Origin of the sequence: Oceanisphaera litoralis, from assembly GCF_016907015.1 — a bacterium.
GTDB lineage: Bacteria > Pseudomonadota > Gammaproteobacteria > Enterobacterales > Aeromonadaceae > Oceanimonas > Oceanimonas litoralis.
Genome location: NZ_JAFBBE010000017.1, coordinates 39709 through 53535 on the forward strand (window position 1 = coordinate 39709; position 13827 = coordinate 53535).

Here is a 13827-nt window from a genome sequence, read left to right on the forward strand (position 1 = left end):
TTTGGCTGGATAAAAAACGAGCAGCGCCAGGCTGCTCGTTGCTTTCCCGTTCCGTCATGGGCAAAAAGGGGAGCGGCGACCGATGACGGTTCCCTGTGTGCCTCACCCGAACATTGTCTTACCGGACATTGTCTCACCGGACATTGCCCTGACCGGTATTACTTGGTGACTTTCTTGTACTTGATACGCTTGGGCTGCACCGACTCGGCGCCGTAGGTCTTCTTCTTCCAGTCTTCGTATTCGGTGAAGTTGCCTTCGAAGAATTCCACCTTGCCCTCGTCCTGATAATCCAGGATGTGGGTGGCGATACGGTCGAGGAACCAGCGGTCGTGCGAGATCACCATGGCGCAACCAGGGAATTCCAGCAGGGCATTTTCCAGCGCGCGCAGGGTTTCTATGTCCAGATCGTTGGTCGGTTCATCCAGCAGCAGTACGTTGCCGCCGGTCTGCAGCAGCTTGGCCATGTGCAGGCGGCCACGTTCACCACCGGACAGTTCGCCAACCCGCTTCTGCTGGTCGATACCCTTGAAGTTGAATCGGCCCAGATAGGCGCGGCTGGGGATTTCCAGATTGCCGATGCGCAGCATATCCTGGCCGTTGGCCACTTCTTCCCACACGGTCTTGCTGTCGTCCATGCTGTCGCGGAACTGCTCGACCGAGGCCAGCTGCACCGACTCACCCAGGGTGATGGTGCCGGAGTCCGGCTGCTCGGCGCCGGTCATCATGCGGAACAGGGTCGATTTACCGGCGCCGTTGGGGCCGATAATACCGACGATGGCGCCCTTGGGAATGCTGAACGACAAATCGTCGATCAGCACCCGGTCGCCGTAGGACTTGGTCAGGTTTTCAACGTCGATGACATTGTCACCCAGGCGCGGGCCGGGCGGAATGAACAGCTCGTTGGTCTCGTTACGCTTCTGGAAGTCCTGATTCTGCAGTTCTTCGAAGCGGGCCATACGGGCCTTGGACTTGGCCTGGCGGCCCTTCGGATTCTGGCGAACCCACTCCAGTTCTTTCTGGATTGACTTCTGGCGAGCGGCCTCCGATGACTGCTCCTGGGACAGGCGAGCGTCTTTCTGCTCCAGCCAGGAAGAATAGTTGCCTTCCCACGGAATACCCTCGCCGCGGTCCAGTTCCAGGATCCAGCCGGCCACGTTGTCGAGGAAATAACGGTCGTGGGTAATGGCGACCACGGTGCCTTCGTAATCGTGCAGGAAGCGCTCCAGCCAGGCCACGGACTCGGCGTCCAGGTGGTTGGTGGGTTCGTCCAGCAGCAGCATGTCCGGTTTTTCCAGCAGCAGCTGACACATGGCGACCCGGCGGCGTTCACCCCCGGACAGCTTGTCGATGGTGGCTTCCCAGGGCGGCAGACGCAGGGCGTCGGCGGCGCGCTCCAGCTGGTTGTCCAGGTTGTGGCCGTCGTGAGCCTGGATGATGGCTTCCAGCTGGCCCTGACGCTTGGCCAGCTTGTCGAAGTCGGCGTCTGGATCCGCATAGGCGGTGTAGACTTCGTCCAGCTCCTTCAGCGCACCGGCCACTTCGGCCACGGCCTCTTCAATGGCTTCGCGTACCGTCTGCTCCGGCTTGAGCTTGGGCTCCTGGGGCAGGTAGCCGATGTTGATGCCGGGCTGGGGGCGGGCTTCACCCTCGATTTCGGTATCCAGGCCGGCCATGATGCGCAGCAGGGTGGATTTACCGGCGCCGTTCAGACCCAGTACGCCAATCTTGGCGCCGGGGAAAAACGACAGGGAGATATTCTTCAGAATATGACGCTTGGGCGGAACTACCTTGCCCACGCGGTTCATGCTGTAAACAAATTGAGCCATTTCACTTTATCCTGATAATTCAGAAGATTAACTGATTGCCTGACGGGCTTGAATGGGGGCATGCCCCACGCCGGCAGCCAACCGGCCAGCGATGGCGTATATGGTACTTGGCTGAGCGGGGAAAGCCAGTGCCCTAAGGCGGAGAAAGCGGGAATTTCACGGGCCGAAAGAGCCGGGCGGCGCAACAAAACGGTGAAACAAAATCAGGGGAGAGCTGACAGGGAAGAGAGCAGAGAGCAGAGAAGATACGGCAGGGGATGGAGGAGAGTAAGGGGCGCGTCCCTGCGGCCGGTTTATTCGTCGTCTCTTTTACTGCTCCAGCGGGTGAGGCTGGCCGAGATAACGGTATTGCCGAAGAAACCCCAGTCCATCCAGGCGGGTTTGTCGGCATGTTTGTCGATGGCGGCGGCGCTGGCCAGCAGTGGCAGCCAGAGGGCGGCGAGCAAGGCGCCGGTCACCACGCCTTTTCTTACTTTTATTTTTGGTTTTTTCATCAGGGCACTCCCGAATTAGGGGACTCCGTTATAGCACGGAGCTTGCTGCTTCAGAAGTCAAATATATGGGACCGAGAAAGCCCCGCCATGATGTCAACCATGCTGCCAGACCCGGTGGTGCACCGCCGCCGGGGTCCGAAGGCGGTCATTCTCCGTTTTCCATCAGGATCTGGGTGGCCTGGATGTCGTGCTCCTGCAAGAACGCCAGCAGCTTCAGCATCTGGTCGACGGTGACCTCCCGATCGGAGGCCAGCATCAGCTCGGCGTCTTTCAGGAGGGTTAGCTGGCCTAGCAATACCGGTTTGAACTGCTCCCAGTCTTCATATTTTTCACCCTGCAGCGCCCAGGCGGGGCTGCCGGTCAGCAGGTTGATGGTGATCGACTCGGTGTCCCGAAGGCTGCTCAGGGCCTCGCTGTCGGTCTTGGGAAGATCCACCTCCAGCGATTGCAGCGGAATGTTGGCGGTGAGCATCAGAAACACCAGCACGATGAAAATAATGTCGAGCAGCGGCGTAATATCCGGCGTCAGAGAGCGCCAACCGGAGTGGGTCGCTTCGGGGCGGCCTATCATGAACGGCTGCCTCCCAGTTGCACTCCTTCCAGGTGCAGGTTGCACCGGTTCAGCTCGTCGGTCAGCTTGTCGATCAGGCGATCGGCCCAGAGTCCGAACAGCTGGGCGCCGGCGATGGCGGGCAGGGCGATCAGCAGGCCGACGGCGGTGGTGCTCATGGCCAGGCCCAGGCCGTCGGCCAGTAGTGCCGGGGTGACAGGATCGCCGCTGGCGCCAATGCTCCTGAACATCTCTATCAACCCCAGCACTGTGCCCAGCAGGCCCAATAAGGGACTGATTACGCCTACCAGGGTCAGCACCCGTAATCCCGAATGCAGACGGCGGCGCTGTTGCTGCAGCCAGACCGTAGCCAGATCTTCCCGGGTGTTCTTGTCACAGCCACGGTGCCTTGCCAGCAGGCTGCAACCTTGCAGGATCAGCGACTTGGGGGCGGTCATTTCTGCCTGCGGGTAGGCGTTGCCATCAAGCCGCAATTGACGCTTTTCCTGTTCGCCGCGCAGGCTGGTCCACAGCAGGGACAGGCTTCGCTCCAGCCAGAGCGCCAGGGTGATGACCGAACAGAGGAGCAGCGGCCAGCTCATCGGGCCCAGTTGTTGATGCAGTTGATCTAGTTGATCCAGTTGATCTAGTTGATCCAGTAGTGACATGAGTTAGTCCAGTTTGAAACGAATGGGAATATGAACGCGGTGGGCAATGCCCCGGCCGTTTTCCACGTAGGCGGAAAAGCGCCATTTGGCGATGGCTTTCAGGGCCGTTTTGTCGAGCAGGCTGACACCGGAAGAGCGGGCCAGCACCCGTTGGGTCTGTTTGCCGTTTTCATCCAGCCATACCTCGATCAGCACTGTGCCTTCCAGGCCCCGGCGACGCGCCTGAGACGGATAGGGAATGGGTGTCGGTCGGGTTTTGAAGCTGGGTGTTTCGATACGCCGTGGCGCACTGTCTCTGGCGGCGACCTGCTGCGGCTTTGACTCTATCCTGGCCGGTGGCTGCGGGGCCGGCACCGGTGTGGGCTCTGGTTGTGGCGCCACTGTGGGTTCGGGTTTGGACACCGGCTTGGGTTCAGGCTTTGGTTCAGGCTTGGGAACAGGTTTGGGAGTTGGCTTTGGCTCCGGTTCCGGTATCGGTTTGGGGTCCGGCCTGGGTGTCGGCTTAGGTGTCGGTTTGGGTGCCGGTCTGGGCTCGGGTTTCGGCTCGACCGCCAGCTCTTGTTGCGCCACTGTCGGCAGCATCTGCACGCTGATTGGGCCCGGGTGGGTGTCCGGTGCCAGTGAAATAACCTGTTCTTCGTGTTCCATGGCCTGAGCCAGCAATCCATGCAGAACCAGCGAGGCCAGAGCGAACAGGGCGTAGCGTCGAAAATTCAAGGTAAATTCCCGGTGGTAAAAGAGGGTGTTGATATTCTGGAGTCATAGAATACGTATTTCTAACACGATGTCCATTGCTATTCGCAATGAGAATGAGTTGTGTTTGTTTAATTGTCGGCTGCGTGCGGCTGCCGTGCGCTTGCCGTGCGCTTGGCGCACCATGGATGCGCGATTAGCCTGCAACCTGAACGGCTCTGTGCTCTAACATAATGCATACTGTTAGGGTCTGTTGACTTTTCGAGATGATTTTTGCAGCAGTTTGTGGGGGCTTGATACAAGGCATCGCTTATGCCGTGTAGTCACTCTACATAAATAAGCGATAACGCAGTAGCAAGCCCCCACAAGCGCTGCCCTGCGGGTTCGGCTAAACGCGTTTTTCTCTTTGTTGAGAAGGCTTTGCTTAGAATGACTAGGCTACAGCCTTCTCGCCGCGATAAAAACGCGTTTAACTCGAACAAAATTTAACCGCGAAAGGTCAACAGACCCTAAGTGATCTCATCGAACAAACAAGGAAGGACGACTCATGGCAGCAACCACTGTTGGCGATATCATGGCCCGCGATTTACTCACCCTGGATGCGAGCTCGACCCTGAAAGATGCGCACGATCTGATGCGGGAAAAAAGCATCCGTCATATTCCGGTGGTGGACAAGCTTACCGGCAAGCTGCTGGGGGTGCTGACCCAGAAACGGCTGATCGCCACCGTGATGAGTCTGTTGTCGGACTATGGCGTCAGTGCGCTGGAGCGGCGCGAGCGTCAGTGCCGGGTGGTGGAAATTATCGATTCGGATTTAGAGAGCGTGGACGTCAAGGCGCCCCTCACCGAGGTGGTGCCTTTTTTTCTGAAGAACAAGCACGGCTGCCTGACCGTGGTCGATAGCGAGCAGCGGCTGACGGGCATCGTCACTTCTTCCGACTTCGTGCGCCTGTGTGCCGAGCTGCTCAATAAACCTGACGCATAGCAACAAGCCGACTTCACGGCTTTGGGTAATGGATCAGGTTGTAAAATACGGCAGGTGTATCGCCCGGGTTGCGATAACTGTGGGGCCGGTCGGCGTGAAAGCGCACCGCCGCGCCCGGCGCCAGCGGTTGCCACCGGCCTTCCAGTAACAGCTCCATTTCTCCCCGCTGCACTATGACGTGCTCGATAACACCGGGCTCGTGGGGCTCGGACCGGCGTTCATAACCGGGCAGCAGGGTCAGTTCCAGCATTTCGAAGCCAAATCTGCCTTCGAAGGGAAACAGCGGTGCCACCAGGATGCCGTCGCCGGCCGGTTGTCGGCGCAGCCTATCCGCCTGTCGATAGAGCGGGCCGGGGTGGGGCTCGGGCGTCGGTTCCAGAAAGTCGGACAGCGAGGTGTGAAAGCCGCCGGCTATCTTCCACAGGGTGGCGATGGTGGGGCTGGACTCGCCGCGCTCTATCTGCCCAAGCATGGCCTTGCTGACGCCGGTTTCGCTGGCGCATCGGTCCAGGCTCCAGCCCCGCTCCTTGCGCAGGGTTCGCAGACGGATGGCAAGGTACTTATTCGGCTCCTGCATGTTCGGATCCTGCATGTTCGGCTCCTGCATGGGGTTTCTCCTGACTGATTTTTCCGTACTGATGCGGTTGTGCGTTATAGCATACCTTTGCTAGCATGACGCTCCCTGGGTTGTGCGTTATAGCGCACATCTCTGTCAAGCAAGGAGAGGTGCTGTGCGCGTGGCCATCGGTCTTTCCCATCTTTCTGCCGGTTTTATCGCCGTGCTGGTTGGCTATACCAGCTCGGCGGCCATTATCTTTCAGGCGGCCGCGGCGGCGGGTGCCAGCCAGGCCGAGATCGGCTCCTGGATGTGGGCCCTGGGCCTGGGGGCGGGGCTCACCAGTATCTGGTTTTCCCTGCGCTACCGGGAGCCGATACTGACCGCCTGGTCGACACCGGGGGCGGCGCTGCTGGTGACGGCCCTGGCCGGCGTGTCGATGAGCGAGGCCATTGGTGCCTTTCTGTTTAGCTCGGGCCTGATCCTGTTGTGCGGAGTGACCGGCTGGTTTGACAAGATCATGCGGCTGATGCCGGCGGGGCTGGCGGCGGCCATGCTGGGCGGTGTTCTGTTGAATTTCGGTCTGGGTCTCTTTGCCTCGGCCCAGACCCAGCCTTGGTTGGTGGGCGCCATGCTGGCGACCTACCTGGCCCTGCGCCGGCGCTGGCCGCGCTATGTGATACCGCTCAGTCTGCTGACCGGGCTGGCGGTGGCCGGCGCCGCCGGTTTGCTGCAGTTTGACGAGTTCGAGTGGCAACTGGCCCAGCCTGTGCTGATGCTGCCGAGTTTTCCCCTCGCCAGCCTGCTGGGCATCGGCATTCCGCTGTTCATGGTAACCATGGCCTCCCAGAACGTGCCGGGCATCGCCGTGCTGCGCGCCCACGGCTATCACACGCCGGCATCGCCGCTGATCGGCTGGACCGGTTTTACCGGCCTCTTGCTGGCACCCTTCGGTGGCTTCGCCCTTAATCTGGCGGCGATCAGCGCGGCGATTTGCATGGGCAAGGAAGTGGACGCCAATCCGCACCAGCGTTACAAGGCGGCGGTGTGGGCCGGGGTCTTTTATCTGCTGATGGGGCTGTTTGGCGCTACCGTAGTGGGGCTGTTCAGCGCCTTGCCGACGGAGCTGGTGATGGCCATCGCCGGCCTGGCTCTGCTTGGGACCATAGGTAACAGCCTGACGGTGGCGATGGCCAACGAGCAGGAGCGGGACGCGGCCCTGCTGACCTTCATGATCACCGCCTCGGGCGTGGCGCTGTTCGGTATCGGCAGTGCCTTCTGGGGTCTGGTGATCGGCGGCGGCGTGCACTGGCTGAACCGGCGCAACCAGCATTAAAGAAAAACCCCGGCGAGTGCCGGGGTTGTGGTGTTAGTCGTCGTGGCGGCCGTGGCGCTGGGGCTGGTTCGGCCTGTTGCTGCGCGGTGCCTTGCTGTTGGCGCCGCGCGGGTTCTGGCCGCGACCACCGCCGTTGCCTCTGCCGCCATTACTATGGCCGCCATTACCACGGCCACGGTTGTTGGCGCCGGGTTTTTCGATGGGCGGCTGCTGGCTGTCTGGCAGCGGCTCGTAACCGGGCAGAATTTCCAGCTCGGCGCTTTGCTTGATCAGCTTCTCGATGGACTTGAGCAGCGGCTTTTCTTCGAAGCACACCAGCGACAGGGCCTCGCCTTTAATACCGGCACGACCGGTACGGCCGATGCGGTGTACATAGTCTTCCGCCACATGGGGCAGCTCGTAGTTGACCACGTGGGGCAACTCGCTGATATCGATGCCACGGGCGGCGATATCGGTGGCCACCAGTACGCGCAGCTTGCCTTCCTTGAACTGGCTCAGGGCTCGGGTACGGGCGCCCTGGCTCTTGTCGCCGTGAATGGCCATGGCCGGCAGGCCGTCTTTGTCGAGCTGCATCGCCAGGCGGTTGGCACCGTGTTTGGTGCGGGTGAACACCAGTACCTGTTGCCAGTTGTGGTGGCCAATCAGGTAGCTGAGCAGGGCACGCTTTTTATTTTTGTCCACGCCGTAAAAACGCTGGGCAATGGTGTCGGCGGTGGCGTTGCGGGTGGCTACTTCGATGTGTTCCGGCTCGTTGAGCAGATCTTCGGCCAGCTGCTTGATCTCGTTGGAGAAGGTGGCAGAAAACAGCAGGTTCTGCCGCTTGGCCGGCATCTTGGCGATGATGCGGCGAATGTCGCGGATGAAGCCCATGTCGAGCATGCGGTCCGCTTCGTCCAGCACCAGCATTTCGACCCGAGACAGATCGATGGAGCGCTGGGAGACGTGATCCAGCAGGCGGCCCGGGGTGGCGACCACTATGTCTACCTTGCGACCCAGCGCCTTCATCTGCGGGTTGATGCTCACACCACCGAACATGGCCAGCGTGGTCAGATCCGAGTGCTTGGCATAGGCGCGCAGGTTTTCTTCTACCTGAGCGGCCAGCTCGCGGGTAGGAGTCAGCACCAGGGCACGAACCGGGGCACGGCCATTGGCCAGCGGTTTGGCCCTGGTTTCGCTCAGGCGCTGCAGCATGGGCAGGCCAAAGCCGGCGGTCTTGCCGGTCCCGGTCTGGGCGCCGGCGAGCAGATCGCCGCCTTTCAGCACAAGCGGAATGGCCTGGGCCTGGATGGGGGTCGGCTCTGTATAACCACATTCATTGATGGCTTGAACGAGCTGGGCATTCAGGCCGAGGGAAGCAAAAGACATGAGACTCCGAACAAATAAGGTCCTGGCGGACGATTGAGAGGCATTGCCGGTGGGCAAACTGTCGTCATGATAACAGAAAAGCGCTGCAGGCTATAACAAAGGCGTTCGGAGGCGGGATTGGCGCTCAGTTCGGATTCCAGCCAGCGGCCAGATAATCCTGGGGTTGGTCGGTGAAAATCATGTCTACGCCCCAGGCGGCCAGGGTGGCAGCCTCGTCGATGTGGTTGACGGTATAGCAGTTCAGCCGGTAACCGGCGGCCTTGACGGCCAGGGCTTGGGCGCGGGTCAGGTGGCGGTGATGGCAGTGCAGGCTGGTGCAGTCCAGTTGTTGCAGTTGTGTCTGCCAGTCGTCGGGGATGCGCTCCACCAGCAGGGCGCGGGGGATATCCGGTTGCAGCTCGTGCATAAACTTGATGCAGTCGGGCTCGAAACTGGAAAACAGCAGCATGTGCTTGTCGAAGGCGCCCTGCTCAAGCACCTCGCTGACCCGACGGCACAGCCGCTCGGCATCATCTTCAGGGTAGAGCTTGAGTTCGATGTTGACGTGAATGCCGAGCCTGATGGCGAGGGCGAGATAATCCTGCAGCAGCGGTATGCGCTCTTCGGCGAAGGCGGGCGAGAACCAGCTGCCGGCATCGAGCCGGCTCAGTTCATTCCGGTCGTATTGGCGCACCCAGCCTCTGCCGTCGGTGCAGCGGTCGACCTTTTCATCATGAATCACCACCACCTGCTCGTCTCGGGTCAGCTGAACGTCGATCTCCACCCATTCAAGCCCCAGCCGATGTGCCTCGCGCAGCCCGGCCAGGGTATTTTCCGGCGCCAGGCTGGCCACGCCTCTGTGTCCGCACAAGATCATCGTTTTGTCCTTCCAGATACCGATTCGGTCAAGAGTAGAACGCCGTCATGACAGCTCTGTGACAGGTTTTCCCTGACCGTGAAGTCAAAGTATCATTTGAGTGTCACCCCGATGTCATCTGTTCACCCTAGCTTAGTTGCACTCAAACCTTCAGGGTCGCCAAGGGAGACACCATGACGTTCAAGGGCATCAGCCTGGCCATCACCGGCCTGTTATTAAGCACCCAAGTCCACGCGACCACTCAAATTCAGTGGTGGCATGCCATGGGCGGGGAACTGGGCGACAAGGTCGGCGACATTGCCGACAAGTTCAACCAGAGCCAGTCCAACTATGAAATAAAGCCGGTATACAAGGGCAGTTATGGCGAAACCATGACCGGCGCCATCGCCGCCTTCCGTGCCCGGCAGCAGCCGCACATAGTGCAAGTGTTCGAGGTGGGCACGGCCACCATGATGGCGGCGGATCGGGCCATTTACCCTGTCTATCGGTTGATGGCCGAGGCGGGCCAGGCATTCGACCAGAGCGAATACCTGTCGGCAGTGACCGGTTATTACACCGATAACGCCGGCAACATGCTATCGATGCCCTTCAACAGCTCCACCCCCGTGCTCTATTACAACAAAGATCTGCTGGACAAGGCCGGCGTCGAGGTGCCTACCACCTGGGAGGAGATGGATACCGTCGGGCGCAGACTACAGGAGTCCGGTACCCAGTGCGCCTTTACCACCAGCTGGCAGTCCTGGATACAGCTGGAAAACTTCGGTGCCCTGCACGACATTCCCTTTGCGACCCAAAACAACGGTTTTTCCGGCTCCGAGGTCGAGCTGCTGCTGGATCGTCCGGAATACCGGCGGCACATCCAACAGCTGGTCGAGTGGAGCCAAAACGGCGTGTTCAAGTACGGCGGCCGCCAGTCCGACAGCCTGCCGCTATTCTACTCGGGCGAATGTGCCATGTTCATGGGCTCCTCTGCCTCCTACGCCGGGGTGAAGAAAAATACCCCCGACTTCGAGTTCGGGGTGGGCAAGCTGCCTTACTGGCAGGCCATCAAGGCGCAGCCGCAGAACTCCATCATCGGCGGTGCCTCCCTCTGGGTATTGGAGGGGCACAAGCAGGAAGAGTACCAGGGGGTAGCCGAGTTCTTTACTTTCCTGGCTTCGCCCGAGATCCAGGCCGATTGGCACCAGTTCACCGGCTACTTGCCCATTACCCACGCCGCCCACGAACTGACTCGGTCCCAGGGGTTTTATCAGCAGAACCCGGGCACGGAAGTGGCCATCACTCAGATAACCCAAGCCGAGCCGACGGTCAATTCCAAGGGCGTTCGTTTGGGCAACTTCGTACAGATCCGCGACATAGTGGACGAGGAGTTGGAGAAGGTATGGGCCGACAAGTCCCAGCCGGAAGCCGCCATCGGTACCATAGTAGAGCGGGCCAATGGCCAGCTGAGTCGTTTTGCCAGGGCGAATTGATCCGATATCCATGGTGTGAATGACAGCACGTCTCGGTCGGACACAAGATGCTTTTTTGATGCGAATTTGATGCGAAGAAATTTTCGACTACGGGGGCGGCAAGTGCCGCTCTCTTTTTATTCTTTTTATTCTTTTATCGTGCCAGCAGGTGCCCAGTTGCCACCCCTGGCCAGAACAGACGGGCCAGCCTTGTATCATTATGAGTGAAAGTCATTATTTTCGTCATCGGTGTTTTCCCCTCTTGCTGTTGTTGCCGCAGTTGGCGGTCACTCTGGTGTTTTTCCTCTGGCCGGCGGGGCAGGCCCTGTGGCAGTCGTTGTTGCAGGAAGACGCCTTTGGCTTCAGCGTCGAATTCGTTGGCATGGACAACTTCATCACCCTGTTCACCGACCCGCGTTATTACGCCTCCCTGCTCACCACCCTGGGCTTCAGTCTGGGGGTGGCGCTGCTGGCGCTGGTCAGCGGTCTGGTGTTGGCCGTGTTCGCGGATCGGGTGTTACGCGGTGCGGCGGGCTACAAGACCCTGCTGATCTGGCCCTATGCGGTGGCGCCGGCGGTGGCTGGGGTGCTGTGGCTGTTCATGTTCAACCCCAGCATAGGTCTGATAGGACGCTGGCTGGTGAACCTGGGGGTAGACTGGAATCCGGCGCTCAATGGCGGGCATGCCCTGTGGATGGTGATAGTGGCATCGGCCTGGAAGCAGGTGAGTTACAACTTCCTGTTTTTCCTCGCCGGATTACAGAGCATTCCCAAGTCGCTGATCGAGGCGGCGGCCATCGACGGTGCCGGCCCCGGCCGACGTTTTACCACCATCGTCTTTCCGCTATTGTCGCCGATCAGTTTTTTCCTGCTGGTGATCAATCTGGTATACGCCTTCTTCGATACCTTCGGGGTCATTCATGCCACCACCCGGGGCGGCCCCGGCAGCAGCACCAGCACTCTGGTGTACCAGGTGTATGCGGATGGTTTCGTCGGCCTGGATCTGGGAGGGGCCGCCGCTCAGTCGGTGGTGCTGATGGTGCTGGTGGGCGGACTGACCGTTCTCCAATTCAAGTATGTGGAAAAGCGAGTGGCTTACTGATGATCGAAAATCGACCCTGGTTGACCTTCTGTTCCCACCTGCTGCTGGCCCTGGGGGTGGTGGCGGTGGCCTTGCCGGTGTGGGTGGCACTGACCGCCGCCACCCACGATAGCCACAGCTTTGTTAGCGGTCAGGATACCTGGTGGTTCGGCGACCTGGGCCTGTCCGTGTTCGCCGACGTGCTGGGCAGCCAGGCCAGCCGCGAGCTGGGTGTGCCGGTGAGCACCATGCTGCTCAACTCCACCCTGATGGCGCTGTTGATTGCCCTGGGCAAGCTGTCCATTTCGATTCTGTCCGCCTACGCCGTGGTGTTCTTTCGCTTTCCCGGGCGCATGCTGTGTTTCTGGCTGATCTTCATCACCCTGATGCTGCCGGTGGAGGTGCGCATCATGCCCACCTTCAAGGTGGTTGCGGATCTGGGATTGCTCAACTCCATGTCCGGGTTGACCCTGCCACTGATTGCCAGCGCCACTGCTACCTTTCTGTTTCGTCAGTTTTTCCTGACCCTACCTCCGGAGCTGCTGGAAGCGGCGCGGATGGACGGCGCCGGTCCCTGGCGCTTTTTCAAAGACATACTGCTGCCGCTGTCGCGTACCAACCTGGCGGCGCTGTTCGTGATCACCTTTATCTACGGCTGGAATCAGTATCTCTGGCCGTTGATGATCACCGCTGACGATAGTCATTACACCATCGTCATGGGCTTGTCGCGCATGCTGGCAGTGGATAACGGCGACATTGCCTGGAATCGGGTGATGGCGGCGAGCTTGCTGGCGATGCTGCCGCCGGTGCTGGTGGTGCTCGGTATGCAGCGTTTTTTCGTTAAAGGTTTGGTGGAATCGGAGAAGTAATGGCAAAGGTTCAACTTAAAGGGCTGAAAAAGGCTTATCTCAATGGCTACCAGGCGGTGCACAGCCTGGATATCGATATCGACCACGGTGAGATGCTGGTGCTGGTGGGGCCATCCGGCTGTGGCAAGTCGACTCTGCTGCGCATGATTGCCGGGCTGGAATCGATCAGCGATGGCGACTTGCTGATTGATGGCCACCGGGTCAACGAACTGGAGCCGGGGGAGCGGGATATCGCCATGGTGTTCCAGAACTATGCCCTCTATCCGCATATGAGTGTATTTGACAATATGGCTTACGGGCTGAAGATCCGAGGGATGAGCAAGGAGGAAATCCATGCCCAGGTGGAGCAAACCGCCGAGTTGTTGGAGCTGGGTGCCTTGCTGGCTCGCAAGCCGGGTCAGCTCTCCGGCGGACAGCGCCAGCGGGTGGCCATGGGGCGGGCTATTGTCCGTCATCCGCGGCTGTTTCTGTTTGACGAGCCCCTGTCCAATTTGGATGCCAAGCTCAGAGGGCAGATGCGGCTCGAGATCAAGCGATTGCAGCGGCGGCTCGATACCACTGCTGTTTATGTCACCCATGATCAGGTGGAGGCCATGACCCTGGCCGATCGGCTGGTGGTGCTCAATCAGGGACGGGTGGAGCAGATTGGCCAACCGATGGAGGTGTATCGGCGCCCGGCCAGCCTGTTCGTGGCTCAGTTTATCGGCTCGCCGGCGATGAACGTGATCCCGGCGCATATCGTCGGCGGCGAACTGGTACTGGCTGGCGGCCAGTCTCTGGCGTTGCCGGCGGGTTACGAAGATGGCGAGGTCATGCTGGGCATGCGGCCCGAAAATCTGCGGCTGACCGGGCCCGGAGAAGGCCTGAAGGTGGAGCTGGTGATGCAGGAGGCTCTGGGTGCCGAACGGCTGTATTACTGTCGGCTACCGGGCAGCGAGCAACAACTGGTGATCCGGCTCGAGGTGGAGGGGGATCCTGTGCTGACCGAGGGAGATCTGCTTTTCCTCGCCATCGAACCCGAGCGGCTGCACCTGTTCTCCGCCCACAGCGGTCGTCGGCTGGAGCCCAATACGGTGGCCCTACGCGCCGTCGGCTGA

General features: G+C 60.2%; 14 protein-coding genes. 6 read left to right on the top strand and 8 right to left on the bottom strand.

Going from position 1 to position 13827, the window contains the following annotated elements; translation table 11 throughout:
* Window positions 1–158: 158 nt before the first annotated feature.
* The 5 genes from ettA to HNR62_RS11405 all read right to left on the bottom strand — a co-directional run bounded on the left by ettA (window position 159) and on the right by HNR62_RS11405 (window position 4255).
* Entirely contained in the window at window positions 159–1826 is a 1668-nt protein-coding gene (gene ettA, locus HNR62_RS11385; RefSeq protein WP_204796217.1) for an energy-dependent translational throttle protein EttA, read from the bottom strand.
* A gap of 293 nt (window positions 1827–2119) precedes the next feature.
* A complete protein-coding gene (locus tag HNR62_RS11390; RefSeq protein WP_204796218.1) occupies window positions 2120–2320 on the bottom strand; it encodes a hypothetical protein in 201 nt (66 codons plus the stop codon).
* 145 nt (window positions 2321–2465) lie between these two features.
* Window positions 2466–2891: an ExbD/TolR family protein gene (locus HNR62_RS11395; RefSeq protein WP_204796219.1), complete on the bottom strand. Its 426-nt coding sequence runs from the start codon at window positions 2889–2891 to the stop codon at window positions 2466–2468.
* Window positions 2888–3538 (bottom strand): MotA/TolQ/ExbB proton channel family protein, encoded by a 651-nt coding sequence (locus HNR62_RS11400; RefSeq protein ID WP_239552760.1) that lies wholly within the window; start codon window positions 3536–3538, stop codon window positions 2888–2890. The genes HNR62_RS11395 and HNR62_RS11400 overlap by 4 nt, the downstream gene beginning before the upstream one ends.
* Window positions 3539–3541: 3 nt before the next feature.
* On the bottom strand, window positions 3542–4255 hold the full coding sequence (locus HNR62_RS11405) for an energy transducer TonB (RefSeq protein WP_204796220.1): 714 nt from the start codon (window positions 4253–4255) through the stop codon (window positions 3542–3544).
* A 523-nt stretch (window positions 4256–4778) separates the two neighbouring features.
* Here HNR62_RS11405 and HNR62_RS11410 point away from each other — a divergent pair.
* Window positions 4779–5216 (top strand): CBS domain-containing protein, encoded by a 438-nt coding sequence (locus HNR62_RS11410; protein WP_204796221.1) that lies wholly within the window; start codon window positions 4779–4781, stop codon window positions 5214–5216.
* A gap of 13 nt (window positions 5217–5229) precedes the next feature.
* Here the strand turns inward: HNR62_RS11410 and HNR62_RS11415 are convergent, their stop codons facing one another.
* Window positions 5230–5793 (bottom strand): helix-turn-helix domain-containing protein, encoded by a 564-nt coding sequence (locus tag HNR62_RS11415; protein ID WP_204796264.1) that lies wholly within the window; start codon window positions 5791–5793, stop codon window positions 5230–5232.
* Between the two features lie 160 nt (window positions 5794–5953).
* Between HNR62_RS11415 and HNR62_RS11420 the strand changes: the two genes are divergently transcribed.
* Window positions 5954–7108, top strand: coding sequence for a benzoate/H(+) symporter BenE family transporter (locus HNR62_RS11420; RefSeq protein WP_338044105.1), 1155 nt, complete (start codon window positions 5954–5956; stop codon window positions 7106–7108).
* Window positions 7109–7141: 33 nt separating this feature from the next.
* On the opposite strand, the gene HNR62_RS11425 is transcribed toward HNR62_RS11420, so the two are convergent.
* On the bottom strand, window positions 7142–8473 hold the full coding sequence (locus tag HNR62_RS11425) for a DEAD/DEAH box helicase (RefSeq protein WP_204796223.1): 1332 nt from the start codon (window positions 8471–8473) through the stop codon (window positions 7142–7144).
* A gap of 124 nt (window positions 8474–8597) precedes the next feature.
* On the bottom strand, window positions 8598–9329 hold the full coding sequence (locus HNR62_RS11430) for a glycerophosphoryl diester phosphodiesterase (RefSeq protein ID WP_204796224.1): 732 nt from the start codon (window positions 9327–9329) through the stop codon (window positions 8598–8600).
* Window positions 9330–9502: 173 nt separating this feature from the next.
* Here HNR62_RS11430 and ugpB point away from each other — a divergent pair, with 173 nt between their 5' ends.
* From ugpB to ugpC, 4 genes are all read left to right on the top strand, one after another.
* Window positions 9503–10801: a sn-glycerol-3-phosphate ABC transporter substrate-binding protein UgpB gene (ugpB, locus tag HNR62_RS11435; RefSeq protein WP_204796225.1), complete on the top strand. Its 1299-nt coding sequence runs from the start codon at window positions 9503–9505 to the stop codon at window positions 10799–10801.
* Window positions 10802–11000: 199 nt separating this feature from the next.
* Window positions 11001–11882 carry a sn-glycerol-3-phosphate ABC transporter permease UgpA gene (gene ugpA / locus HNR62_RS11440; protein ID WP_204796226.1) on the top strand — a complete coding sequence of 294 codons (882 nt, stop codon included), beginning with the start codon at window positions 11001–11003 and terminating at the stop codon, window positions 11880–11882.
* Window positions 11882–12730, top strand: a complete 849-nt coding sequence (gene ugpE, locus HNR62_RS11445; protein ID WP_204796227.1) for a sn-glycerol-3-phosphate ABC transporter permease UgpE — start codon at window positions 11882–11884, stop codon at window positions 12728–12730. Before ugpA ends, ugpE begins: the two co-directional genes overlap by 1 nt.
* The gene (gene ugpC / locus HNR62_RS11450) at window positions 12730–13827 is read left to right on the top strand and encodes a sn-glycerol-3-phosphate ABC transporter ATP-binding protein UgpC (protein WP_204796228.1); all 1098 of its coding nucleotides are present in this window, start codon (window positions 12730–12732) and stop codon (window positions 13825–13827) included. Before ugpE ends, ugpC begins: the two co-directional genes overlap by 1 nt.

What these genes read in the sequence shown, in the direction of transcription:
- ettA (WP_204796217.1), bottom strand. Translation starts at nt 1,826, where the DNA reads ATGGCTCAATTTGTTTACAGCATGAACCGCGTGGGCAAGGTAGTTCCG.
- HNR62_RS11390 (WP_204796218.1), bottom strand. Translation starts at nt 2,320, where the DNA reads ATGAAAAAACCAAAAATAAAAGTAAGAAAAGGCGTGGTGACCGGCGCC.
- HNR62_RS11395 (WP_204796219.1), bottom strand. Translation starts at nt 2,891, where the DNA reads ATGATAGGCCGCCCCGAAGCGACCCACTCCGGTTGGCGCTCTCTGACG.
- HNR62_RS11400 (WP_239552760.1), bottom strand. Translation starts at nt 3,538, where the DNA reads ATGTCACTACTGGATCAACTAGATCAACTGGATCAACTAGATCAACTG.
- HNR62_RS11410 (WP_204796221.1), top strand. Translation starts at nt 4,779, where the DNA reads ATGGCAGCAACCACTGTTGGCGATATCATGGCCCGCGATTTACTCACC.
- HNR62_RS11415 (WP_204796264.1), bottom strand. Translation starts at nt 5,793, where the DNA reads ATGCAGGAGCCGAATAAGTACCTTGCCATCCGTCTGCGAACCCTGCGC.
- HNR62_RS11425 (WP_204796223.1), bottom strand. Translation starts at nt 8,473, where the DNA reads ATGTCTTTTGCTTCCCTCGGCCTGAATGCCCAGCTCGTTCAAGCCATC.
- HNR62_RS11430 (WP_204796224.1), bottom strand. Translation starts at nt 9,329, where the DNA reads ATGATCTTGTGCGGACACAGAGGCGTGGCCAGCCTGGCGCCGGAAAAT.
- ugpB (WP_204796225.1), top strand. Translation starts at nt 9,503, where the DNA reads ATGACGTTCAAGGGCATCAGCCTGGCCATCACCGGCCTGTTATTAAGC.
- ugpA (WP_204796226.1), top strand. Translation starts at nt 11,001, where the DNA reads ATGAGTGAAAGTCATTATTTTCGTCATCGGTGTTTTCCCCTCTTGCTG.
- ugpE (WP_204796227.1), top strand. Translation starts at nt 11,882, where the DNA reads ATGATCGAAAATCGACCCTGGTTGACCTTCTGTTCCCACCTGCTGCTG.
- ugpC (WP_204796228.1), top strand. Translation starts at nt 12,730, where the DNA reads ATGGCAAAGGTTCAACTTAAAGGGCTGAAAAAGGCTTATCTCAATGGC.